This is a genomic window from Idiomarina sp. PL1-037 (genome assembly GCF_034422975.1).
Taxonomy (GTDB): Bacteria; Pseudomonadota; Gammaproteobacteria; order Enterobacterales; family Alteromonadaceae; genus Idiomarina.
The window spans coordinates 2,006,662-2,028,312 of sequence record NZ_CP139873.1 but is presented as its reverse complement, the minus strand read 5'-3'; the positions used below and the strand labels follow the sequence as shown (position 1 = coordinate 2,028,312).

Here is a 21,651-nt window from a genome sequence, read left to right as displayed (position 1 = left end):
TATAGGCTAATAAATTATTTGTTTAAAAAACGTTGAAATTGAAATGTCAGTGTTGTTCGTCGATCAAAAAGTGATACTATTCAGAAAGGGGTAATATTCCGAGTTAGGTATATGTCTACCAAAACTGGGAGTATGAAATGAGTTAACGACAGGATGTCGTCCGAGAAAATATCTGGAAATTACGAGAGTCCAGAACCGTGTTCTGCAACGGATACAAGGCGACAGCTATAGCGCGGTTGACTCAGTTTACTTGGTTGACAGCGTATAGCCATCGTGGGAGTATCTTTTAGTATTGCTGCTTTATTTGGCAATAATAATAAAGTGTAGAACGAGATCTTTTCGTCATTCAAACAACTGGTGTTTCGCGCCTTAGGCGTTGAAGCGGAAGTTAAGTCAAATTGGTTGGGAACTATGACCAAAGTAATCAAAAGAACCAAACTCGCTGCAACCCTTATGGGTGTGATGGCGTTTGCTGGCACCGGCTTTGCCGCTGCACAGCAAGTAGATGTAGCTAAGCTGCAAAACGAAGAGCAAAAGATTTTAAATGCTGACGAACAGTCACAGGAAAAAATCAACTCTTTGTTCGAGCAAAGCCAAGATCTTCTTATCGAATATCGTTCAGTCGTTTCTGAGTACGAGAACTTGAAAGTTTATAATGACCATGTGCAACGTTTGGTTAATGACCAAAACGCTACGCTAGAGTCTCTCCAAAAGCAGATCGACGGAATCGAACGCACGAAACAAGGCGTTGTTCCATTGATGTATGAAATGATTGACTCGCTTGAGCAGTTTGTGAAATTGGACATTCCAATTCACCGTGAAAAGCGTATGGATCGTGTAGAGCGTCTGCGCGACATCATGGACAGCTCAAGTGTTTCTACATCAGAGCAATTTCGTCAAATTATCGAAGCTTATCAAACCGAAATGGACTACGGTTCAGGTTTGATTTCTTACCAGGGCAACTTAGAAATTGATGGTGAGAAAGTGGCTGTTGATTATTTCCACATGGGTCGTGTTGCATTCTTAGCTCAGTCTCTGGACATGAAAAATGCTTGGATTTACAACAACGAAACCGATGAGTGGACTGCTTTGGAAGACGAGTTTATCCGTCCTCTGACCCAAGCGATTCGTATGTCACGTAAGCAACTTGCTTACGATCTGGTGAAACTTCCAGTATTCGCAGCGGAGAGTGCAGAATGAATAAATTAGTTAAATCGTTAATGATTGCAGCAGCAGTCACCCTTTCTGCAGGTACGACTCTCGCTGCCCAGGCTCAGGATCAATCTGAAGCTAAAAACTTAGACGAGCTGCTACAGCTTGTAGAAAAAAATCGTGTTTCTTCACGTGAACTGAACGCTGAACGTGAGCGTGAATTCACTGCCGCTCGTGCCGATAAGCAAGCGTTGCTAAATCGTGCAGAGAGGCAATTAGAAGAAGAAAAGGCTCGTGGTAAACGTTTGCAGGAAGAGTTTTCTGAAAACGAAATTGAACTGGCGAACAAAGAACAAGAACTTGAGAATGCCAAAGGCACCTTAGGTGAAATGTTCGGTGTTGTTCGTGGTGCTGCGACAGAAACAATCGGTCGTATTGCGACTTCTATCGTTAGTGCGGAGTACCCAGGTCGTGAAGACGTTCTGGAAAGTCTGTCTGAAGCGAAAGAGCTTCCTACTCTGGAAGAGCTTGAAGAGCTTTGGAAAGCCTTGCTGACTGAAATGGTAGAGTCAGGCAAAGTCGTTAAGTTTGATACCGAAGTGACTTTACTGGACGGCGGTAGTGAAACTCGTGAAGTGGTTCGTGTTGGTACCTTTAACTTAATTTCAGGTAATCAATACCTATTATACAACGATACTACAGAGCAAGTTCAGCCGTTAGGTCGTCAGCCTCAGGGGAGTGCGACTTCGCAAGCTCAAGAATTTGCTAACACTGAAGAAGGTTATGAAGGTGTTTTTCTTGACCCTTCAAAAGGTCAGATTCTTAGCTTGTTAACTGGCAAAGCGACTTTGGAAGAGCGTTATCACCAAGGTGGTACTGTTGGTTATGTAATTACTGCAGTATTAATTCTTGGTCTGTTAATCTCTGTATTCAAATTGGTTACTTTGACAGCGGGGGCAGGAAAAATCCGCTCTCAGTTGAAGAACCCAGAGCAACCTAAAGACAACAACGCATTAGGTCGTATTCTTAAGGTTTATCAAGAGAATAAGAATGCAGATGTTGAAAACTTAGAACTGAAACTGGACGAAGCAATTTTACGTGAGACGCCGAGAGTCGAAAGTGGCATTAATGTCATCAAGATTCTTGCGGCTATCGCCCCGTTGCTTGGTTTGTTGGGTACAGTTGTTGGTATGATTGGTACGTTCCAGTCGATTACACTGTTTGGTACCGGTGATCCGAAAATCATGGCCGGCGACATCTCTATGGCGTTGGTAACAACGGCTATGGGTCTGATTGCAGCTATACCATTGATTTTGGCTCACAGTATTGTGGCTGCTCGCGGTAAGTCTATTGTTCATATTCTGGACGAGCAGGCAGCGGGTATCGTAGCTGCGCATTCGGAGAAGGAGTAACCCATGCTTTACCTGATGGAACTTTGGGAATCTATCAGGGATTTTCTGGCTACCGGTGGCGATGTCCTGTACATCGTCATGGGGGTGCTCTTTCTAATGTGGGTACTGATGATTGAGCGTTATTGGTACCTTACAGGTGCTTTCCCTAAACTTCGCAATGAAATTATAGCGAAATGGGATGCCCGTAAGGACACCACCTCATGGTACGCCCATAGAATCCGTGAAGCATGGATTTCCGAAGCGAACGATAAACTGAATGCACGTATTCTGTTGATAAAAACTTGTGTTGCCTTATGTCCGCTAGTCGGACTGCTGGGTACCGTGACAGGTATGATTGCGGTGTTTGAAATCATGGCAGTACAAGGGACGGGTAACCCTCGTCTAATGGCGTCGGGTATTTCGATGGCGACCATCCCGACAATGGCGGGAATGGTTGCTGCGTTATCCGGTATGTTCTTTGCGACGCGTCTTGAAAGTAAAGTACGCAGAGCGAAAGAACGCCTTGTTGACAGTTTGCCACATCACTAAGAGAGTAAAACTATGGCACGTAATCGTAATCGAGAAGAGGAAGATGCGTCGATCGACATGACGCCGATGCTCGACATCGTCTTCATTATGTTGATCTTCTTTATCGTAACGACCTCATTCGTCAAAGAAGCGGGTATTCAGGTTAATAAACCTGAAGCCAATAATACGACCAAGGAGCCTTCGGCTAACATCTTTATCGCAATTCGTGATACTGGTGAAGTCTGGATGGATAAACGTCAAGTGGATGTTGAGCGTGTAGGCGCTAACATTGAACGTCTGCTTGCCGAACAGCCAACTGACGTTGTTGTTATCCAGGCCGACAAGCAAGCTGAACATGGAGTCGTTGTAGAAGTCATGGATCAGGTTAAGGAAGCGGGTATCGATAAGATATCCATAGCTGCGGAGAATAACTAATATGGTGCGCTTTTTAGTATCTTTACTACTAGGTGCCGCCGTTACGTTTGCTCTGTTTGCTTTCATGGCTTACTTAATCGGCGGAGGAGCGCAGCGCAACGAAGCGCCGCCTCCATCGCCGGTCATTGACATCGTAACGTCGCCACCGGAGTCTGACGTTCAGGAGCGTCGACGTACGCCGCCGCCGCCACCGCCGCCACCGGAGCAACCACCAGAAACACCACAGTCTGAGCCTGATACATCAGACAGTAGTATGAACATGAACATGGGTTTTGATGTTGATGTTGGTGGAGCTGATACCGGACTTTCAGGTCCTGGTGGAGGTTTAAGTTCTGACGGTGACGCAACACCAATTGTTCGTATTGAACCGCGTTATCCGCCTTCAGCTGCGCGAAATGGCACAGAAGGTTGGGTACAACTGCGATTCACTATTGACCAGCAAGGTGGTGTAACTGACGTTGAAGTTATAGATTCTGAACCTCGTCGAGTGTTTGACCGTGAGGCACGACGCGCATTGTTGCGTTGGAAATATAAGCCCAAGGTCGTTGATGGTAAGCCTGTTCGTCAGGAAGGCATGACCGTTCAGCTCGACTTTACAATGGATGGGAACTAAGAAATGAAATATACAGTAAAAACATTTGTTAGTGCCCTGGCTTTTGTTTCGGTTATGTCGATGACAACGGTCCAGGCTTCGGCTCAGGATCTTGGCTTCAACATTCCGGATAAAGAGACCGTTGAGGCGCAGAAAAAAGCTCGAGACAATAAGGCTGCTTCGCAGAGCATTGGCCGGGCTATTATGGACGCGTTTGAACTGTATGAAGAAGAAAAAATCAAGGAAGCAATAGCGGTTCTTGAAGACCAAGAGCCGGATCCAGGTTACGATTCAGCTTACCTGGGTCGCTTTCTTGGTAACCTTTATGCAGCAGATGAGCGCATGGCTGATGCTTTACGAGTTTTGAAAAGCGCAGTCGACAAGGATGTGCTCGGTTGGAGTGACCAAGCGGCAGCTCTGAAGCTGGTAGGACAAATTAGTCTGCAAGAAGAGAAATACGAACAGAGCCTTGAATACCTGAAAAAATGGGTCCAATTCACAGGCGAACGTGATTCTCAAGTATTCTTGTACATGGCTAATGCGCATTACCAGATGAAGAACTTCGCTGAAATCATCCCTTTTGCGGAAGCTTCGTTAGAAGCGGCAGACAAGCCGGAAAAGAATGTCTATACGTTGATGATGGCGTCTTATTATGAACGTAAGATGTACCCTCAAGCCATAGAGGTTCTTGAGGAAGGTCTGGACAAGCTACCCGAAGTGACTCAGTGGTGGCCTCAGCTAGCACAGTTCTATATGCTTGAAGAAGACTTAGCTAAGTCTCTTCAAACCATGGAAATAGCTTATATGGCTGGATACCTGGATACAGAAAGTCAGTATAAAATGCTGGTTCAACTGTATGATAATGAAGGTATTCCGTACAAAGCGGCTTCTACTATGGAAAAACACGTAGAAGCTGGTGACATCGAGAAAACCGCGAAGAACTTTGGAACTATTGCTAATAGTTACCATCGCGCGAAAGAGCTTGATAAAGCCGTTTCCTGGTATGAACGCGCAGCAGATGCAACCAATGACAGTGATGACAAAGGTGAATACTACCGCAAGCAAGGTAACTTGATGCTGTTGAACGAACAGTATATTGCGGCAGCGACACCGTTGAAGAAAGCGCTGGACTATCTTGAACGAAAAGACCAAGGACGTGTGTACATGTCGTTAGCAGAAGCGTATTTTTATGGTGGTGACTACCGCCAGGCAATGCGTTATGTTGATGAAGCTGCAACCTTCGATGGTCAACGTCGCAGTGCTCGTAGCTGGAAAGGTTACATCAAGTCTACTGCAGAACGGAAAGGCATCGATCTCGATTAACCGCTTTTCGTTTTTATAACTGCATAGTAAAACCCGGCCACAGTGTCGGGTTTTTGTTTTTTGTAGATAGTGCATTCCCTGTACTAAAAAAGCTGACAGAGGATAAGCAATGGGAAGAAACAAAGAATTTTTTTTGTACCTTTTCTTCTCAGTCACCATATTTTACTGTTAACAGAGTTACAAAATAGAGATAGAAATCAACTGAATAGCTTGCTTGGGCTTTTACCTGAATTATTCTCTCAATGGCCCAGAGAACAGCCACAGAAAAAAGCCGAACAGACTTTAAACAGGCTAGCTGCCCTGTAATTAATATTGAAGGTAAAGAATTGAATTCAACTTTTATCGTTGTCGATGATCGAGTATGATCAGCCCCGATTTCATCAAGAGGTAAAAGTTATGTCATCAGAAACGTTTAAAGAACCGGCAGGCAAACGGTTTTTGCTTATTGCCGCAGTAGTGTTTATATTCTGGGCCTGTTTACCGTTGGTTCTGCGTCTAGCACAAATTCTTTCTTCTTAAATACATCCTCTTTAGCTATCAGGTAAGCGACATTTATGTCAGTAACTTTGCTCGTTGTCGAGGATAAAGACAAAACGCTTGAGTCTATTTGCAGTGCAATAGAGCCTCTTGGCTTCGAGGTTACGACAGCCCGGGACGGTTTAGACGGATTAAGTAAAGCAAAGCTGGCCTACTTTGATATTGTTTTGCTTGACCATAAAATGCCAGTTATGGACGGTTTGTCTTTGCTGAAAAATTTGCGTGATTTAGACGCTTATCACCGTACTCCGTTGTTGTTCATGTCAACTCAGGACTTGGTAGAGATAGAGCCCAAAGCTTTAAAGGCTGGTGCGACTCAATGTCTGGCTAAACCTTTGAATGAGGATTTTCTGTTGGATACGCTAAAATCCTGGGCGGTGCGCTTTGTCGCCTAATGACGAGACTAAGATCATGGAATCAGCTACGACTGATATAAGCGACTCTATCGGTTCCATTCCGGACTATCCTAAGCCAGGTATTATTTTCCGGGATATAACGCCTTTACTGCAAAACCCGGATGCGTTCAGATTAACCATTAATACGTTAAAGCAACGCTATGCTGAGCAGGGCATAACGCAAATTGCTGCCGTTGAAGCCCGCGGCTTTATTTTTGGTTCCGCATTAGCCTATGCCATGGGGTGTGGAGTCACTTTGTTAAGAAAACCCGGGAAGTTACCCGGCAAAGTGACACGCCAGAATTACGAGTTAGAGTACGGCTCAGACGAATTGCAAATGCATGAAAACGCTTTGACCGAAAACGATCGGGTGCTGATTGTCGATGATTTACTGGCTACCGGCGGAACGGTGATTGCTGCAAGTCAATTGATTAAGTCCTCTGGCGCAGACGTTGTTGAAGCCGCTTTTGTGGTTTCCTTACCTGAGCTCGGCGGTGAAGATAAATTGCAGCAGGCCGGCGTTGCGTGCTATACCTTATGTCAGTTTTAACGAAACAGAGTTAATAATCCATCCTATGAGTTATCAGGTACTGGCAAGAAAATGGCGACCCTTGCAATTTGCAGAAGTTGTCGGCCAACAACATGTTCTGAAGCCGCTTGAGCACGCGTTAGACAAGCAGCGGCTTCATCATGCTTATCTGTTCACCGGTACTCGCGGAGTGGGCAAAACCACCATTGCACGAATCCTCGCTAAAGCACTAAATTGCGAACAAGGTATTACGGCAATGCCATGTGGCAAATGCAGTGCCTGCCTTGAAATAGAGCAGGGACGGTTTGTTGACTTGCTGGAAATTGACGCAGCATCAAGAACCAAAGTTGAAGACACCCGCGAGCTGCTTGATAACGTTCAATATCGCCCTACCCGTGGCCGTTATAAAGTGTACTTAATTGATGAAGTGCACATGCTGTCAAGGCACAGTTTTAACGCCCTGCTGAAAACACTGGAAGAACCACCTGAGCACGTAAAGTTTCTGCTGGCGACAACCGATCCGCAGAAATTACCGGTCACCATTTTATCGCGTTGTCTGCAGTTTAATTTAAAAGCTTTGACGAACGACGATATTACGCAACAGCTTAACTATGTTTTATCGCAGGAACAGGTTCAGGCTGACTCCGAAGCGCTGCCACTGTTGGCTCGTTCTGCCCGTGGCAGTATGCGCGATGCGCTTAGCTTAACCGACCAGGCTATTGCCCAAGGTGGCGGTTCAGTTAGTCTCGACAGTGTCAGACGTATGCTTGGCAACGTCCCCGTGGCAGATATTGCCGCATTACTGGAATGTGTTCTCGAAGGGGATGCAGAAGCCGTAATGCAGCGTGTGGACAGCATGGTATCCATGGTACCGGACTTGAGTTCCGTTCTGGTTGAGCTACAGAGCTTATTACATCAGTTGGCGTTGGTTCAGCAAGTACCCACTGCCGCTAATGTTTTCGAAAATAGCGATGTCCTGAAACCCTTATTGCGACGCATGCCGGCTGAACTTATTCAGGTTTTTTATCGCACGGTTTTGGAGGGTCGCCGCGAGCAGGCTTACGCTATAGATGCGCGTAGCGGACTCGAAATGACTTTATTGCGTTTGCTGTGTTTCCGTCCGGCAGAGAAGGGCGATTACAACATTTCAGAACCGGACTCGTCTGCTGTTGAAATGCCTGAGTCAAAGCTAGCGGCTCCTGCTCCAGAAGTGACTGAACCTGAGCCTGAGGCAGAAGTAACACCACAGGCAGAACCAGAGCTGCAGACTGCAGCAGAGCTCTCAGAGCCCATGCAACCGTCTTATAGTGAGCGTGAAGAGCCTGAATTTAATTATCCTCCGGATGATGACGCAGGCTTTTATCATAATGATGCGCCTCCGTATCATACGGAAGAAGCCGCTAAGTCGGAGTCAGTACCTGAGCAAACAGTAGAGCCAACAGCAGAACCAACGCCTGAGCCAGCGGCGCAGAGCAGTTCTGGCGTAGCCGATCTATTACGCGTGCGTGAGCAGCTGGCTGAAAAAAAAAGTCCGGATAATAGCAACAAAACATTAAACAGTCGGGCAGAAAATGGCTCGCCGATGCCGTTAACTGTCCCGGCAAAAGCCGAACCAGAAGCGCAACCGACGCAGGCGCCGGAATCAAAAGGCGAATTAAGCGAAGAACTGGGTAGTGAAACTAATATAGAATCAAGTGTAGAGCCAGGTACAGAGTCAAATACTGACTCGACGGCGTTACCGATAGCTGAATTTAATCAAGATACCAGTAACTATGAGTTGCCAGAGTTAAATGACGATATCCGCGAAGCCGCCGACGTTGATAAATGGAGTGCAATGATAGCGGGCATGGACATTTCCGGGCTAGCCCGTCAGGTGTTGTTAAACTCGGAACTGCAAAAGCTTGGTGACGACGAGTGGCTGATTCTGGTGGCCGAAGAACAAAAAAGTTTATTGAACGAATCGACCAGCCAGGCCGTCAGAGACTCTTTGAGCGGTCTGTTAGGGGCAGCCGCAAGGGTGGTGTTTAAAGTTGGCGCACCGAGCCAGCCAACCCCTTTAATGGTGCAGCAACATATCAATGAATACCGTCACCAGCGCGCATGTGAAATATTATATGGGGATGCCAGCGTGCAGGAATTACAACAAAGGTTTCAAGCGCAAATTGATGAGTCATCAATTCAGGCGCGTTAATTTTTAAAAGCTTAAACGAGGAATAAAATTATGTTTAAAGGTGGAATGGGTAATATGATGAAGCAGGCGCAACAAATGCAGGACCGCATGCAAAAAGCCCAGGAAGAAGTTGCCAATATGGAAGTTACCGGTGAAGCCGGTGCCGGACTGGTTAAAATTACCATGCTGGGTAACCACAACGTAAAGCGCGTAAGCATTGATCCCAGCTTAATGGAAGATGACCAGGATATGCTGGAAGACCTGATTGCTGCAGCAACCAACGATGCTGTACGTCGAGTTGAAGAGACCAGCAAAGAGCGTATGTCTGAAATAACCGGCGGTATGGGTCTACCTCCGGGCTTTAAAATGCCTTTCTAAGTATTAAGGTCAGTTAATGAGTATCAGTCCGGCAATCGATCAACTGGTTGACAATTTAAAACGCCTACCGGGTGTTGGCCAAAAGTCAGCACAACGTATGGCGTTTCATTTGCTCGAACGTGACCGCGGCGGAGCCTCAAGGCTTGCCGAGTCTCTGCAGTTGGCGGTGGAAAAAGTAGGCCACTGCGAGTGTTGCCGGACCTTAACCGAAGAACCTCTGTGCCGTATTTGCAGCAACCCTATGCGACGCGAAAACGGTGTGCTTTGCATTGTTGAAACACCCGCCGACGTATTAGCCATTGAACAGACCTCTCAATTTCAGGGGCGGTATTTTGTGCTGATGGGGCATTTGTCTCCGCTGGATGGTATTGGGCCGGCGGACATTGGCCTGGATGAACTGGAGCGGCAACTGCAGAGCGAACCGGTGGAAGAAATTGTGCTGGCAACTAACCCGACCGTGGAAGGGGATGCTACCGCGCACTATATTGCCGACATTGCCGCCCAATTGAATATCAACACCACTCGAATCGCTCACGGAGTTCCAGTAGGCGGTGAGCTGGGCTATGTCGATCAAACCACACTGGGTCATGCCTTCAGTGGCCGAAAACAATTTTCGCGATGACTTGAAAATGTCTCCTGCGCCCCCATTGTTATTGCCATAGGTAATAACAGCAGGAGAAATATACTATGGCGGAAGCCGGTCAAATGGAAAAACATGGATTTCAGACAGAAGTAAAACAATTGCTTCACCTGATGATTCATTCTTTGTATTCCAATAAAGAAATTTTCTTACGCGAATTGGTCTCTAATGCGTCCGACGCAGCAGATAAACTGCGCTTTAAAGCCTTAAGCGACAACTCTCTTTACGGTGATGACAGTGACCTGCACGTTCGTGTCTCTGTTGATAAAGACAGTCGCACTATTACCATCAGCGACAACGGCGTTGGTATGACGCGCGACGACGTGATGAATAACTTAGGGACTATCGCCAAGTCAGGCACGGCTGAGTTTTTCGGTCAGCTGTCCGGCGACGAAGCAAAAGATAGCAAGCTTATTGGTCAGTTTGGTGTTGGCTTCTATTCGGCCTTTATTGTTGCCGATGAAGTTACCGTAAGAACCCGTTCAGCATTAGATAAAGACGCTCGCGGAGTTGAATGGCGCTCGCAAGGTGAAGGCGATTTCGAAATTGCTGACATTGATAAAGCCCGTCGCGGCACTGATATTATTTTGCACCTGAAAGACGATGCCGATGAGTTTTCAGATGAAAATCGTCTGCGCGGCATTATCAACAAATATTCAGAGCACCTGAGTATTCCGGTTCAAATGTGGAAAGAACCGGTACCCGAGTCAGAAGACGACGAAGGCAACAAAGTGGAAGGCCAGCCCGGCGAATGGGAAACCGTAAACTCAGGTCAGGCACTCTGGACTCGTGAGAAGTCAGATATTACTGACGAAGAATACAAAGAGTTTTATAAAACGGTAGCGCACGACTTTGATGAACCACTGTTGTGGAGCCACAACAAAGTTGAAGGCACAACCGAATACACCAACTTACTGTACATTCCTAAACGCGCTCCGTGGGACTTATGGAACCGCGAACAACAGCATGGCGTTAAACTTTATGTGAAGCGTGTCTTCATTATGGACGACGCTGAGCAGTTAATGCCGACTTACCTCCGCTTTGTGCGTGGTTTGGTTGACTCAAATGACTTGCCGCTGAACGTTTCGCGTGAAATTTTGCAGGATAATAAAATTACCCGTGCTATGCGTAACGGCAGTACCAAAAAAGTACTGCAAATGCTGAAAAAGCTGGCAAAAGACGACACAGAACAGTACCAACAGTTCTGGGACACCTTTGGCAACGTGCTGAAAGAAGGTCCGGCGGAAGATCACACTAACCGTGAACGTATTGCCGAACTGCTGCGTTTTGCTTCAACGCATAACGACGGCGCTGTGCAGTCAGTCAGCCTGGACGACTACATTGAGCGTATGAAAGAAGGCCAGGATAAAATCTTCTACATCGTTGCCGACAGCTACGAAGCCGCCAGAAACAATCCGGCGCTGGAAATCTTCAACAAGAAAGGCATTGAAGTATTGCTGCTTTCAGAGCGCATTGATGAATGGTTGATGAGCCACCTGACTGAATTTAAAGAGAAACAGTTGCAGTCAGTGACTCGTGGCGACCTTGATTTAGGTGAACTGGACGACGAAGAAGACAAGGCTGAGCAGGAAAAAGCGGAAGAAGCCTTTAAAGAAAACCTGGAGCGCTTTGAAAAAGCTTTAGGTGACAAAGTGAAGAAGGTTCGTGTGACTAACCGCTTAACCAATTCGCCAGCCTGTATCATTACCGATGATAATGATATGAGCACGCAAATGGCTAAGTTGATGGAAGCGGCTGGTCAGACAGTTCCTGAAACTAAATACATCTTTGAAGTGAACCCTGAGCACCCCTTAGTTCAACGCATGCTGACGAAAGAGGATGAGACTTTCAAAGAATGGGCTGAAGTGTTATTGGATCAGGCGACTTTAGCGGAGCGGGGAAACTTGAAAGATCCTGCTTCCTTCGTCACCCGCCTTAACAAATTAATGCTTAACGCCTAATTTTGTACTAGCCGCTGTGGGTAAGTCATTGCCTGCAGCGGCTTTCTACGCTTGTAATAGCCCGCCTGTCAGGGTAAAGTTCGGGGCAGACTTTTGAATCATGCAAAGAGGTTTTCTATGCGCATTATTTTGTTAGGCGCCCCGGGAGCTGGAAAAGGAACTCAGGCTCAATTCCTGATGAACACTTTTGGGATCCCTCAAATTTCCACTGGTGATATGTTGCGCTCAGCAATCAAGTCCGGATCGGAACTGGGTAAAAAAGCCAAACAGGTGATGGATGCCGGACAATTAGTGTCTGACGATATCATTATTGAGTTGGTTAAAGAACGTATTGCGGAACCTGACTGCCAGAACGGCTTTTTGCTTGATGGCTTCCCAAGAACTATTCCGCAAGCTGATGCGATGCGCGATAATGGTATTGAAATTGATTACGTGCTGGAATTTGATGTTCCGGACGAAGTTATCGTTGATCGTATGAGCGGGCGTCGCGTCCATCCTGGGTCAGGTCGTGTTTATCATATTGAGCACAACCCACCGAAAGTGGAAGGCAAAGATGATGAAACGGGTGAAGATCTGGTCATCCGCCCGGATGATCAGGAACAGACCGTTCGTAAACGCCTTTCGGTTTACCATGAACAGACAGAGCCTTTGGTAGAGTATTATCAAAAGCTGTCTGACGAGGGTAAGACGGAGTATCACAAAATTGATGGTACACAACCGGTTGAAAGAGTGAGTGAGCAGTTGGGTGACTTGCTCAGAAAGTAATTTTTACTAAAAGGCTCACATGGTGAGCCTTTTTTAATGAAGCCAGGCACAACGAATAACAAGAGGCATTACAATGACATCTCAATTAACAATCACCGGCTTTTATGCGGGCATTTTAACGCTTATTTATCTTGTTTTGGCTGTGAACATTATCCGCTTGCGCTGGAAACATCGGGTAGGCTTAGGCACAGGTGAAGCGGAAGAGCTTAACGTTGCAGTACGTATCCATGGTAATTTTATTGAATATGTGCCTCTGGCTCTTATTCTGTTTGCTATGATGGAAGTACAATACGCTCCACTTGCTTTGCTCCATGGGTTGGGTATTGCGTTAGTCGTAGCTCGCTTATGTCACGCTATAGGGTTAACCCGCAGTGTCGGCGTGAGTTTGCCCCGCACCATTGGGGTATTAACGACTTTTGCCGTTTTATTGTTAGCTGCTGGCTTTGGTATCGGTCAGTTTGTTGGTGTCAGTTTATTATAAAGTGAAGCTATGTCTGAATTAGAATCCGGTATTCATCTGTATGGCGAATCACAAAACCCTCCGGTTGTTTTGTTGCACAGTTCGCAGAGCGCCAGTAGCCAGTGGCGGGCGTTAATAAAAGAATTAGCCAGCACTCACTTTGTTATTGCGGTTGATTTACTGGGCTATGGTCAGGCGCCTAACGTTGAGTTTACGGCAAACTTTCGACTGGAGCAGGAACTGCCCCGTATTATTAGCGCGGTTGAGCAACTTGCCTTATCCAGGCCTGTGCAGCTGGTTGGTCACTCCTATGGCGGTGCTGTTGCATTAAAACTGGCGTTGGAAAAGCCGTTTAAAATTGCCGGTGTGGCTGTCTACGAACCTGTTGCCTTTCACGTGTTACCGGACGATTCTCCCGGAATGCTGGAAATACAGGAGATCAGTCACGCTATGCACGGTAAAGACGCAGTCGAATGCACCCGTACCTTTGTCGATTACTGGAATGACGCCGGATATTTTGATGCCTTGCCTGAACGCATTCAGCAAATTATGGTCAGTCAGGCTGCTAAAGTGGCTCTGGATTTCGACGCCTTGCTTAACGAACCCCGACGCCTGGAAGATTACCGCGGCGTAGAGCAAAGCGTTCTGCTGTTACAAGGCGAACACACTCGTCGTAGTGCAAAAGCTGTCGCAGAGGCTTTATCGACCATACTTCCTGATGTCCAACGAGACTCTGTTGGTGCCGGTCATATGGGACCTTTGACTCATCCGGCTGATGTGAATCAGCGTATCCTGCAATTTTTGCATAAGCAATCCTAACCCAGAGAAAACGCGCGTGAACTGGTGGACGAATAATAAAGGCGAATTTAATAAGCTGGCTAAACTGACCGGTCCTATTCTCGTGGCTCAGTTAACTCAAATGTTAATGAGTGTCGTCGATACGGTCATGGCAGGGCGTAAAGGCGCGGTTGATTTGGCCGCTGTGTCTGTCGGCGGCAGTATTTTTGTGCCAGCAACGTTATTGGTGTTTGGTCTGGCACTGGCATTAGCGCCCATTATCTCTCATTTGGACGGCTCAAATTCGCACCGGCGTGTCGCTAACATCTTACAGCAAGGTTTCTACGCTTGCGCCATTGTCGGTGTCATCACCTTACTGGGTATGTCATTAGCGCCCTGGTTGCTCGACATCATGGAAGTCGAAGACGACTTTCGTGCCATTACTCTGGACTATTTGTTTTACATTTCCTGGGGCATACCGGGTTTTGTTATTTATGCGGTACTGAGAAACTTCTGTGAGGGCTTGTCGAACACCATGCCGTCGCTGATCATTGGTTTTATCGGGCTACTGATAAATATTCCGGCAAACTACATTTTTGTTTACGGTAAGTTTGGAATGCCGGAGCTGGGTGGTGCCGGCTGTGGCCTGGCAACAGCTATTGTCTTATGGGGTATGGCACTTTCAATGGTGGTTTATACCTTTACCGCCAAACGTTACAAGCGGTTGCGCTTGCTCCGTCGCTGGTACCGGCCTAACTGGGACGACGTTACCTACGTTATTCGTATTGGCTTTCCTATTTCGATGTCGCTCTTTTTCGAGGTCAGTCTGTTTGCTGCTGTTGCCTTACTAATAGCGCCGCTGGGGCCGACGGTGGTCTCTGCTCACCAGATTGCACTGAACATAAGTTCGTTAGTGTATATGGTGCCGCTAAGTATCTCTATGGCGGTGACGTTACGGGTAGGCTTTGCGCTGGGTGCGGGTAATCCTAAAAACGCCATGTTGAGCTTTAAGCTCGCGATGCTGTTTGGTGGCGTGTTTGCGGGTGTTAACGGTTTAATTATGTATCTGGGCGGTGGTTGGTTAGCCAGCCTTTACACTCCTGACCAGGATATTATTAATCTGGCAGCGACACTGATGGGGCTGGCGGCTATTTTCACTGTATCGGACACCTTTCAGGCCATCTCCATTGGCACTTTGCGTGGCTACAAAGACACAAAATACCCAATGATATTGGCTTTTATTTCGTACTGGCCATTTGGTTTAACCGTTGGTTATATTCTGGGGCTGACCGATTGGGTCGTGCCGGCCATGGGCGCGGCTGGGTTCTGGATTGGCTTTATCAGTGGCTTAAGTGTCGCGGCCGTACTCTTGTCACTGCGCCTACGCCGCGTATCTCGCCGATACGAGCGTAAGCATTTTCGTGAGCGGTTAAACAGCGCTGCTTAACCGCGGCGCTTCGCTAATACCTCAAGCACATCGTCCAGGCTAAGCTCATTAGCTCTCAGCGCAACCAGCAAGTGGTAGAGTAAGTCGGCGCTTTCATTAACCAGCTCGTCTTTATCAGCAGTTGCTGCTGCCAGAGCGACTTCAACACCCTCTTCCCCAACCTTTTGCGCCACTCGTTTTAATCCCTTAGCAAACAGGCTGGCAGTGTAACTTTCGTTGGTATCTCCGCCTTTGCGGTTGGCAATTAACGTGTCGAGCTCATGCAGCAAGGGTTTAGGTGCGTTGGAAAAACAGCTGCGGTTGCCTAAGTGGCAAGTTGGGCCATCGGGTATAGCCTGAATGAGCAAGGCGTCGTTATCGCAGTCCGAATATATACCCTCAAGATGCAGGTAGTTTTCCGAGCTTTCACCCTTAGTCCATAAACGTTCTTTGCTGCGACTATAAAAAGTGGTTTTGCCGGACGATAAAGTTTTTTTAATGGCGTCGGCATTCATGTAAGCCTGCATCAGAACTTCACCTGTTAACGCGTGCTGTACTGTGCAGGGCAGTAAGCCGGACATTTTCTCCCAGGCCAGCCCGTCTATGTTGTTCAAATCAATTTTCATGTCGTCTCCTGAAGCGCTTCAATGGGGCGAACCGCAATATTATTGGCTGCCATTGCGGCTTTGACGTCGCTGATACTGAATAGGTTTTTGTGAAACACCGAAGCCGCAAGAGCACCGTCAACCCGGGCTTTTTGAAAGGCATCAACAAAATGCTGAATCTCACCGGCACCGCCAGACGCAATTAATGGTACAGAGCAATGCTCGCGCAATGCCGACAGCTGTGCAATATCGTAACCTTGACGCACACCGTCCTGATTCATACAGTTCAACACAATTTCACCGGCGCCGCGGGAAATGACTTCCTGTAACCAGTCTTTTGTCTGCCATGCCGATTTGTGCGACTTGCTCTCGTCGCCGGTAAACTGGTGCACTTCGTATTCGCCAGACTGCTCGTTATAAAAGCTGTCGATGCCAATAACAATGCACTGTTGACCAAATTCCTCAACCAGCGTGTTAATTAAATTGGGGTTAAGCAGGGCAGGAGAATTAATGGAAATTTTGTCCGCGCCCATAGACAGCATGGTTTGTGCGTGCTCAACCGACCGAATACCGCCGGCAACGGTAAAAGGAATGTTGATTTCCCGGGCGACTCGCTCAACCCAGGACTTATCCACCGTTCGGCCATCTGCCGATGCGGTAATGTCGTAAAACACCAACTCGTCAGCGCCGCTTTCTGCGTAGCGTTTTGCCAGCGGCAGAATATCACCAATAATCTCATGGTTACGGAATTTAACCCCTTTAACCACTTGTCCGTCGCGAACATCCAGACAAGGGATTATGCGTTTTGCCAGCATGCTAATGCCTCCTGCATAGTGAAAGCGCCGGTAAGTAACGACTTACCTAAAATAACCGAGTCACAGTTCACGGCTTTTAAATCTTTAAGATCGTCTAAGCAACTGACGCCACCGGACGCCTGCCAGATCACTTGCGGATAAAGTGCTTTATAGCGCTTATAAAGCTCAACATTGGTGCCGGTCATGGTGCCGTCTTTACTGATATCGGTGCACAGTACATGGCGGCAGCCTAAGTCCAGATAACGGTTGAGAATGTCATCCAGTGTATGCGTGCTGGCCTGTTGCCAGCCGTGGGTAGCGACCATGGCGTTGCCGCTCTGGTCAATATTCACATCCAGTGCCAGTACAATTTTTTCACCGCCGTAGGTCTGGAACCATTGTTTTACTCTGTCTGGGTTATTAACCGCGGTAGAACCAATTACGGCACGTTCAATACCGGCTTCAAACAAGGCTTCCAAATCCTCCGTTGTACGAATTCCGCCGCCAGCCTGACACCTCATACCGGAATCTGAGGCGAGTTTAGCCAGCAGCTTCTGCTGGCGCTTGTCCGGGTCTTTAGCGCCGTCTAAATCCACCAGATGAAGCCACTCGGCACCCGCTTCTGCATAGAGCTGAGCCTGACCCAGCGGGGTTAAATCAAACTCGGTTTTTTGCGCGAAATCGCCCTGATACAGGCGTACCACTTTGCCGTCTATTAAATCCAGGGCAGGTATCAGCATAATGTTAACTCCAAAAAACGTTTCAGCAGAGCTTCGCCAGTCTTACCTGAACGCTCAGGGTGAAATTGCGCACCAAAATAGTTGTTGTGCCGTATCATAGAGGCAAAGCGCTCTCCGTATTCGCTGCTGGCAATAGTATATTCATCAACCGCCACGGCAAAACTGTGCACGAAGTAGCAATAACTGTCATTTCCCTGGACTAGCGGATTATCTGCGGTTGGTTGCAGAGTATTCCAGCCCATATGCGGTAAAGGCAGACCAGAATCGCGCAGGCGTTTGGTTTTTGCCGGAATTAAATTCAGGCAGTCAACGTCACCTTCTTCCGAGTGTGAGGTCAGCAATTGCATACCCAGGCAAATACCCAACACTGGCTGGGTTAACTCCCGCAGCGGCTCAACGAGTTGCTTGCGCTGTAAGTTACGCATAGCCGCTGCAGCTGTACCAACGCCGGGCAAAATAACCCGGTCTGCGGCGCGTATTTGTTCTGCATCATCGGTAATAAGCACTGAGTAGCCCAAACGTTCTACCGCAAAGCGGACAGATGTCAGGTTGGCACACTCGGTATCGACAATCACCACATTCATGCCAGCATCCCCTTACTTGAAGGCAACTGTTGGTCTCCGGTTTTGGTAATGGCCTGACGCAGTGCCCGGCCAAATACCTTAAACAGGCTTTCGACCTGGTGGTGGGTATTACCCTCGGTGGTCGACAAGTGCAGACTCATTGCCATAGCATCGGTTAATGAACGGAAGAAGTGCTCCACCATTTCGGTTGATAATTCACCCACTTTGTCGCGGGTGAAATCTGCTTCCCATTTCAAATAAGGGCGGCCGGATAAATCGATCAGACATTCCGCCCGGCATTCATCCATAGGCAAAGCAAAACCAAAGCGACCAATGCCACGCTTGTCGCCCAGTGCTGAGCGCAATGCCTGACCCAACGCCAGAGCTGTGTCTTCAATGGTGTGGTGATCGTCAATGTGCAAATCACCCTTAACCTTAACCGAAAGCGAGAAACCCGCGTGTGTGGCTATTTGCTCAAGCATGTGATCAAAGAAGCCAATGCCGGTATCAAATTCGCGCGGAGCCTGACTGTCTAAATCCACCTTAATGTTGATATCCGTTTCCCGGGTGGTGCGTGTAACCGACGCTGTACGCGGGTTGTCCAGTAATTGGTGAACAATGGCATCCCAGTTGAGCTCGTTACGGCTGTAACGCAGGCCTTCAATCCCCATGTTTTCAGCCAGCTGCAGGTCAGTTTCACGGTCGCCAATAACGTAGGAATTTGTAAAATCCACACGGCCTTCTTTCAGATACGACTTTACCAGCCCAAGCGCAGGCTTACGGCAGCTGCAGTTATCACTGTCAAAGTGAGGGCAGATCAAAACATCGTCAAAGCGAATACCTTGTGACTCAAACACCGCCATCATCAACTTATGTGGCGCGTCAAAATCAGCTTGTGGAAAGCTGTCTGTCCCCAGGCCATCCTGGTTGGATACCATCACCAGCTGATAACCAGCCTGTTGCAGCTTCAGCAAAGCCGGTACTACGTTCGGTTCAAACACCAGCTTCTCAACGCTGTCCAACTGCTTGTCTGTGGCCGGCTCTTCAACCAGGGTGCCGTCACGGTCAATGAATAAAATAGGCTTCTGGCTCATGAAAAATAGTCCTTCAACTGTTGAATCAGTTCGTCATTTTCGGCGGCGCTGCCAATAGTTATACGAACAACGTTTTCCAACCCCCGCTGCGCCGACTGATTACGTATTAATAGACCGTTATCGGCAAGTGTCTTCACTAAACCAGCGGCATCTTCACATTGATACAGTAAAAAGTTCGTGTCACTTTCCGATACCAGGGTCAGTGGTGTTTGTTCTAAGGCTGTTTGCACCCGGGTACGTTCGGCTAATAAAGCCGCTACCTGTTGCTGAAGTCGCTCAAGTGAGCTTGTCTGCAAAGCCTGAACCGCAATTTGCACTGTCGGGTCTGGCAAAGGATACGGCGCCAGAACTTTCTGCAGTAGCTCAATGATGTCGTCATTCGCCAGCAAAAAGCCGCAACGAATGCCGGCCAGAGCAAAGGCTTTCGATAAGGTACGTAACACCACCAAATTCGGATAACGTTCCAGCCAACTGACAACGCTGTCACCAGAGCTGAACTCAATATAGGCTTCATCAACTACCACAATAGAGCTTGGCGAATGTTGCAGCACTTGTTCAATATCATCGGTATTTAGCGCATTTCCCAACGGGTTTGAAGGCGAGCAGAGAAAGATGACTTTGCACCCAGCAGCAGCTTCTATAATCGATTCCGTATCCAACTGCCAGTTGTTCATCTCTCCGCTATTTAGTAAGGGAACCTCAGTAACACCAACGGCAAAGGTTTTAGCTGAGATAGCGTACATACCGTAAGTGGGCGGGCAAATCAGTACCTTGTCCTGGCCCGGCTCACAAAAAGCTCGTATCAGTAACTCGATACCTTCATCCGAACCGCGGCTGCTTAACACTTGTGAAGCTTCAACTCCGGCGTATTCAGCGTATGCCTGATTCAGCGGCTTAGACTGAAACTCCGGGTAACGGTTAAGTTTGCTGTCATCAACGTTGTACGAGTTACTGTACGGAGACTCGTTAGCGTTCAGCCAGATATTGCCGCCGCTCATGCTGCGACGCGCGGACGCGTACGGCGTTAGCTGCTTCAGGTGCTGGCGCTGTAACTGCTCAACAATGCTCATAGTTTGCTCTCCGTACTTTTAGTCTCTGTACGAATAGTCACGGCACGTTTGTGCGCATCTAGACCTTCAACGTCAGCCAAAGTCGTAATGGCTTCGGCTAACTGATGAAGTCCGTTCTGGCTGGCTTCCTGTACCGTATAACGACGGTAAAAGTCGACCAGCCCAAGGCTGCTGTAATTGCGGGCATAGCCGTAAGTTGGCAGCACGTGGTTGGTACCGGTGGCATAGTCACCGCCGGATTCCGGCGTGTAGTGACCGACAAAGACAGATCCAGCACGGGTCAACTGTGGCAGTAGATCACGCGCGTTGTCCGTCTGAATAGAAAGGTGCTCGGGCGCATAGGTTTCGCTAATGGCTATGGCTTCATTCATATCTGAAACCACCAGCAGACGACTTGCCTGCAAGGCCTGCTCAGCAATGTCGGCGCGACTTAGTTGAGCGCATTGTGCAATCAGCTCCTGCCGTACGTTTTCTGCAAACGTCATTGACGGCGTAAGCAAAATAACCTGAGAGTCCGGGCCGTGCTCGGCCTGCGAGAGTAAATCCGCCGCCACATAAGCCGGGTTTGCACTGTCATCAGCAATAACCAGAAGCTCTGAGGGGCCTGCCGGTAAATCCATAGCACAACCGCTGTCATTCTGGCTGACTTGTTGCTTGGCTTCGGTAACAAAGCTGTTTCCCGGACCAAAGACTTTACCTACAGCAGGCGATGACTCTATGCCGTACGCCAGCGCGCCAATTGCCTGAGCGCCGCCACACAGCAGAATATCGGTTACGTTGCAACGCTTAGCCGCGTAGAGCAGGGCGGCTGGTAATTCGCCTTGTTTATTAGGTGGGCTGACCATAACCACACGCTGACACCCGGCAATTTGCGCGGGCACACCCAGCATTAGGGCAGTAGAAGGCAGGGTGGCGCTGCCACCGGGAATATACAAACCAACCGAGTCTAAAGGTGCATAACGCAGTTCACATTGCACTCCAGGCGCGGTTTCAATGCTTAAATTCTGCGGGCGCTGCGCTTCGTGAAAGCGGTAAATGGTCTGGTACGCGGTATCTATAGCGCGCTTTACTTTGTCATCTAAACTCGCAATGGCGGCTTCTACCTGCTCATCGCTCATTCGCAGTGAGGTCGCATCCGGGTTATCGAACTGGCGGGTATAATTCAGTACCGCGCGCTCACCGTTATCACGTACGTCACTCAGAATAACTGCAACTTTCTCTCGCAGCGACTCTGCCTCAGCCCGTCCGGGGCGCGCTAAACGATGAGCTTGCTCCGCTGACGACAGGCTTTGCCATTGTTCAATGGGTATCCTTAATTCACTCATG

At 48.1% G+C, this 21,651-nt stretch carries 23 protein-coding genes; 16 read left to right on the top strand and 7 right to left on the bottom strand.

Features of this window, described 5'->3' with window-relative positions; all coding sequences use genetic code 11:
- The first annotated feature begins 411 nt into the window (after nt 1–411).
- From U0358_RS09510 to U0358_RS09435, 16 genes are all read left to right on the top strand, one after another.
- Nucleotides 412–1,200, top strand: coding sequence for a DUF3450 domain-containing protein (locus tag U0358_RS09510; protein ID WP_322406117.1), 789 nt, complete (start codon nt 412–414; stop codon nt 1,198–1,200).
- Nucleotides 1,197–2,564, top strand: coding sequence for a MotA/TolQ/ExbB proton channel family protein (locus tag U0358_RS09505; protein WP_322406116.1), 1,368 nt, complete (start codon nt 1,197–1,199; stop codon nt 2,562–2,564). The genes U0358_RS09510 and U0358_RS09505 overlap by 4 nt, the downstream gene beginning before the upstream one ends.
- 3 nt (nt 2,565–2,567) lie before the next feature.
- Entirely contained in the window at nt 2,568–3,092 is a 525-nt protein-coding gene (locus tag U0358_RS09500) for a MotA/TolQ/ExbB proton channel family protein (protein ID WP_317498723.1), read from the top strand.
- A gap of 12 nt (nt 3,093–3,104) precedes the next feature.
- A complete protein-coding gene (locus U0358_RS09495; protein WP_322406115.1) occupies nt 3,105–3,506 on the top strand; it encodes an ExbD/TolR family protein in 402 nt (133 codons plus the stop codon).
- Nucleotide 3,507: 1 nt separating this feature from the next.
- Nucleotides 3,508–4,119: an energy transducer TonB gene (locus U0358_RS09490; protein WP_317498721.1), complete on the top strand. Its 612-nt coding sequence runs from the start codon at nt 3,508–3,510 to the stop codon at nt 4,117–4,119.
- Between the two features lie 3 nt (nt 4,120–4,122).
- Entirely contained in the window at nt 4,123–5,421 is a 1,299-nt protein-coding gene (locus tag U0358_RS09485; protein WP_317498720.1) for a tetratricopeptide repeat protein, read from the top strand.
- 554 nt (nt 5,422–5,975) lie between these two features.
- Nucleotides 5,976–6,353, top strand: coding sequence for a response regulator (locus tag U0358_RS09480; protein ID WP_317498719.1), 378 nt, complete (start codon nt 5,976–5,978; stop codon nt 6,351–6,353).
- A gap of 16 nt (nt 6,354–6,369) precedes the next feature.
- A complete protein-coding gene (locus U0358_RS09475; RefSeq protein WP_322406114.1) occupies nt 6,370–6,903 on the top strand; it encodes an adenine phosphoribosyltransferase in 534 nt (177 codons plus the stop codon).
- A 25-nt stretch (nt 6,904–6,928) separates the two neighbouring features.
- Entirely contained in the window at nt 6,929–9,073 is a 2,145-nt protein-coding gene (gene dnaX, locus U0358_RS09470; RefSeq protein ID WP_322406113.1) for a DNA polymerase III subunit gamma/tau, read from the top strand.
- Between the two features lie 30 nt (nt 9,074–9,103).
- On the top strand, nt 9,104–9,430 hold the full coding sequence (locus U0358_RS09465; protein ID WP_317498716.1) for a YbaB/EbfC family nucleoid-associated protein: 327 nt from the start codon (nt 9,104–9,106) through the stop codon (nt 9,428–9,430).
- A 16-nt stretch (nt 9,431–9,446) separates the two neighbouring features.
- Nucleotides 9,447–10,052: a recombination mediator RecR gene (gene recR / locus U0358_RS09460; RefSeq protein ID WP_322406112.1), complete on the top strand. Its 606-nt coding sequence runs from the start codon at nt 9,447–9,449 to the stop codon at nt 10,050–10,052.
- A 65-nt stretch (nt 10,053–10,117) separates the two neighbouring features.
- Nucleotides 10,118–12,031, top strand: a complete 1,914-nt coding sequence (gene htpG, locus U0358_RS09455; RefSeq protein ID WP_322406111.1) for a molecular chaperone HtpG — start codon at nt 10,118–10,120, stop codon at nt 12,029–12,031.
- Between the two features lie 117 nt (nt 12,032–12,148).
- On the top strand, nt 12,149–12,796 hold the full coding sequence (adk, locus tag U0358_RS09450) for an adenylate kinase (protein WP_317498713.1): 648 nt from the start codon (nt 12,149–12,151) through the stop codon (nt 12,794–12,796).
- Nucleotides 12,797–12,869: 73 nt separating this feature from the next.
- A complete protein-coding gene (locus U0358_RS09445; RefSeq protein ID WP_317498712.1) occupies nt 12,870–13,277 on the top strand; it encodes an MAPEG family protein in 408 nt (135 codons plus the stop codon).
- A 9-nt stretch (nt 13,278–13,286) separates the two neighbouring features.
- Entirely contained in the window at nt 13,287–14,075 is a 789-nt protein-coding gene (locus U0358_RS09440; RefSeq protein ID WP_317498711.1) for an alpha/beta fold hydrolase, read from the top strand.
- A gap of 16 nt (nt 14,076–14,091) precedes the next feature.
- Entirely contained in the window at nt 14,092–15,480 is a 1,389-nt protein-coding gene (locus U0358_RS09435) for an MATE family efflux transporter (RefSeq protein ID WP_322406110.1), read from the top strand.
- Here the strand turns inward: U0358_RS09435 and hisIE are convergent.
- The 7 genes from hisIE to hisD are packed head-to-tail and all read right to left on the bottom strand — an operon-like array spanning nt 15,477 to nt 21,650.
- Nucleotides 15,477–16,085 carry a bifunctional phosphoribosyl-AMP cyclohydrolase/phosphoribosyl-ATP diphosphatase HisIE gene (hisIE, locus tag U0358_RS09430; RefSeq protein ID WP_317498709.1) on the bottom strand — a complete coding sequence of 203 codons (609 nt, stop codon included), beginning with the start codon at nt 16,083–16,085 and terminating at the stop codon, nt 15,477–15,479. The two genes, U0358_RS09435 and hisIE, sit on opposite strands and share 4 nt — an antisense overlap.
- Nucleotides 16,082–16,879, bottom strand: a complete 798-nt coding sequence (hisF, locus tag U0358_RS09425) for an imidazole glycerol phosphate synthase subunit HisF (RefSeq protein ID WP_317498708.1) — start codon at nt 16,877–16,879, stop codon at nt 16,082–16,084. Before hisF ends, hisIE begins: the two co-directional genes overlap by 4 nt.
- Complete coding sequence (gene hisA, locus U0358_RS09420) at nt 16,861–17,598, bottom strand: 1-(5-phosphoribosyl)-5-[(5-phosphoribosylamino)methylideneamino]imidazole-4-carboxamide isomerase (RefSeq protein WP_317498707.1); 738 nt, start codon at nt 17,596–17,598, stop codon at nt 16,861–16,863. Before hisA ends, hisF begins: the two co-directional genes overlap by 19 nt.
- A complete protein-coding gene (gene hisH, locus U0358_RS09415; RefSeq protein WP_317498706.1) occupies nt 17,592–18,182 on the bottom strand; it encodes an imidazole glycerol phosphate synthase subunit HisH in 591 nt (196 codons plus the stop codon). The genes hisA and hisH overlap by 7 nt, the downstream gene beginning before the upstream one ends.
- Nucleotides 18,179–19,255 carry a bifunctional histidinol-phosphatase/imidazoleglycerol-phosphate dehydratase HisB gene (hisB, locus tag U0358_RS09410; protein WP_322406109.1) on the bottom strand — a complete coding sequence of 359 codons (1,077 nt, stop codon included), beginning with the start codon at nt 19,253–19,255 and terminating at the stop codon, nt 18,179–18,181. The genes hisH and hisB overlap by 4 nt, the downstream gene beginning before the upstream one ends.
- Nucleotides 19,252–20,325 (bottom strand): histidinol-phosphate transaminase, encoded by a 1,074-nt coding sequence (gene hisC, locus U0358_RS09405; protein ID WP_322406108.1) that lies wholly within the window; start codon nt 20,323–20,325, stop codon nt 19,252–19,254. The genes hisB and hisC overlap by 4 nt, the downstream gene beginning before the upstream one ends.
- Nucleotides 20,322–21,650, bottom strand: coding sequence for a histidinol dehydrogenase (gene hisD / locus U0358_RS09400; protein ID WP_322406107.1), 1,329 nt, complete (start codon nt 21,648–21,650; stop codon nt 20,322–20,324). Before hisD ends, hisC begins: the two co-directional genes overlap by 4 nt.
- Nucleotide 21,651: the final 1 nt, after the last annotated feature.

What these genes read in the sequence shown, in the direction of transcription:
- hisF (WP_317498708.1), bottom strand. Translation starts at nt 16,879, where the DNA reads ATGCTGGCAAAACGCATAATCCCTTGTCTGGATGTTCGCGACGGACAA.
- hisH (WP_317498706.1), bottom strand. Translation starts at nt 18,182, where the DNA reads ATGAATGTGGTGATTGTCGATACCGAGTGTGCCAACCTGACATCTGTC.
- dnaX (WP_322406113.1), top strand. Translation starts at nt 6,929, where the DNA reads ATGAGTTATCAGGTACTGGCAAGAAAATGGCGACCCTTGCAATTTGCA.
- recR (WP_322406112.1), top strand. Translation starts at nt 9,447, where the DNA reads ATGAGTATCAGTCCGGCAATCGATCAACTGGTTGACAATTTAAAACGC.
- hisA (WP_317498707.1), bottom strand. Translation starts at nt 17,598, where the DNA reads ATGCTGATACCTGCCCTGGATTTAATAGACGGCAAAGTGGTACGCCTG.
- htpG (WP_322406111.1), top strand. Translation starts at nt 10,118, where the DNA reads ATGGCGGAAGCCGGTCAAATGGAAAAACATGGATTTCAGACAGAAGTA.
- U0358_RS09510 (WP_322406117.1), top strand. Translation starts at nt 412, where the DNA reads ATGACCAAAGTAATCAAAAGAACCAAACTCGCTGCAACCCTTATGGGT.
- U0358_RS09475 (WP_322406114.1), top strand. Translation starts at nt 6,370, where the DNA reads ATGGAATCAGCTACGACTGATATAAGCGACTCTATCGGTTCCATTCCG.
- hisB (WP_322406109.1), bottom strand. Translation starts at nt 19,255, where the DNA reads ATGAGCCAGAAGCCTATTTTATTCATTGACCGTGACGGCACCCTGGTT.
- U0358_RS09490 (WP_317498721.1), top strand. Translation starts at nt 3,508, where the DNA reads ATGGTGCGCTTTTTAGTATCTTTACTACTAGGTGCCGCCGTTACGTTT.
- hisC (WP_322406108.1), bottom strand. Translation starts at nt 20,325, where the DNA reads ATGAGCATTGTTGAGCAGTTACAGCGCCAGCACCTGAAGCAGCTAACG.
- U0358_RS09505 (WP_322406116.1), top strand. Translation starts at nt 1,197, where the DNA reads ATGAATAAATTAGTTAAATCGTTAATGATTGCAGCAGCAGTCACCCTT.
- hisIE (WP_317498709.1), bottom strand. Translation starts at nt 16,085, where the DNA reads ATGAAAATTGATTTGAACAACATAGACGGGCTGGCCTGGGAGAAAATG.
- adk (WP_317498713.1), top strand. Translation starts at nt 12,149, where the DNA reads ATGCGCATTATTTTGTTAGGCGCCCCGGGAGCTGGAAAAGGAACTCAG.
- U0358_RS09480 (WP_317498719.1), top strand. Translation starts at nt 5,976, where the DNA reads ATGTCAGTAACTTTGCTCGTTGTCGAGGATAAAGACAAAACGCTTGAG.
- U0358_RS09445 (WP_317498712.1), top strand. Translation starts at nt 12,870, where the DNA reads ATGACATCTCAATTAACAATCACCGGCTTTTATGCGGGCATTTTAACG.
- U0358_RS09485 (WP_317498720.1), top strand. Translation starts at nt 4,123, where the DNA reads ATGAAATATACAGTAAAAACATTTGTTAGTGCCCTGGCTTTTGTTTCG.
- U0358_RS09465 (WP_317498716.1), top strand. Translation starts at nt 9,104, where the DNA reads ATGTTTAAAGGTGGAATGGGTAATATGATGAAGCAGGCGCAACAAATG.
- U0358_RS09440 (WP_317498711.1), top strand. Translation starts at nt 13,287, where the DNA reads ATGTCTGAATTAGAATCCGGTATTCATCTGTATGGCGAATCACAAAAC.
- hisD (WP_322406107.1), bottom strand. Translation starts at nt 21,650, where the DNA reads ATGAGTGAATTAAGGATACCCATTGAACAATGGCAAAGCCTGTCGTCA.
- U0358_RS09500 (WP_317498723.1), top strand. Translation starts at nt 2,568, where the DNA reads ATGCTTTACCTGATGGAACTTTGGGAATCTATCAGGGATTTTCTGGCT.
- U0358_RS09495 (WP_322406115.1), top strand. Translation starts at nt 3,105, where the DNA reads ATGGCACGTAATCGTAATCGAGAAGAGGAAGATGCGTCGATCGACATG.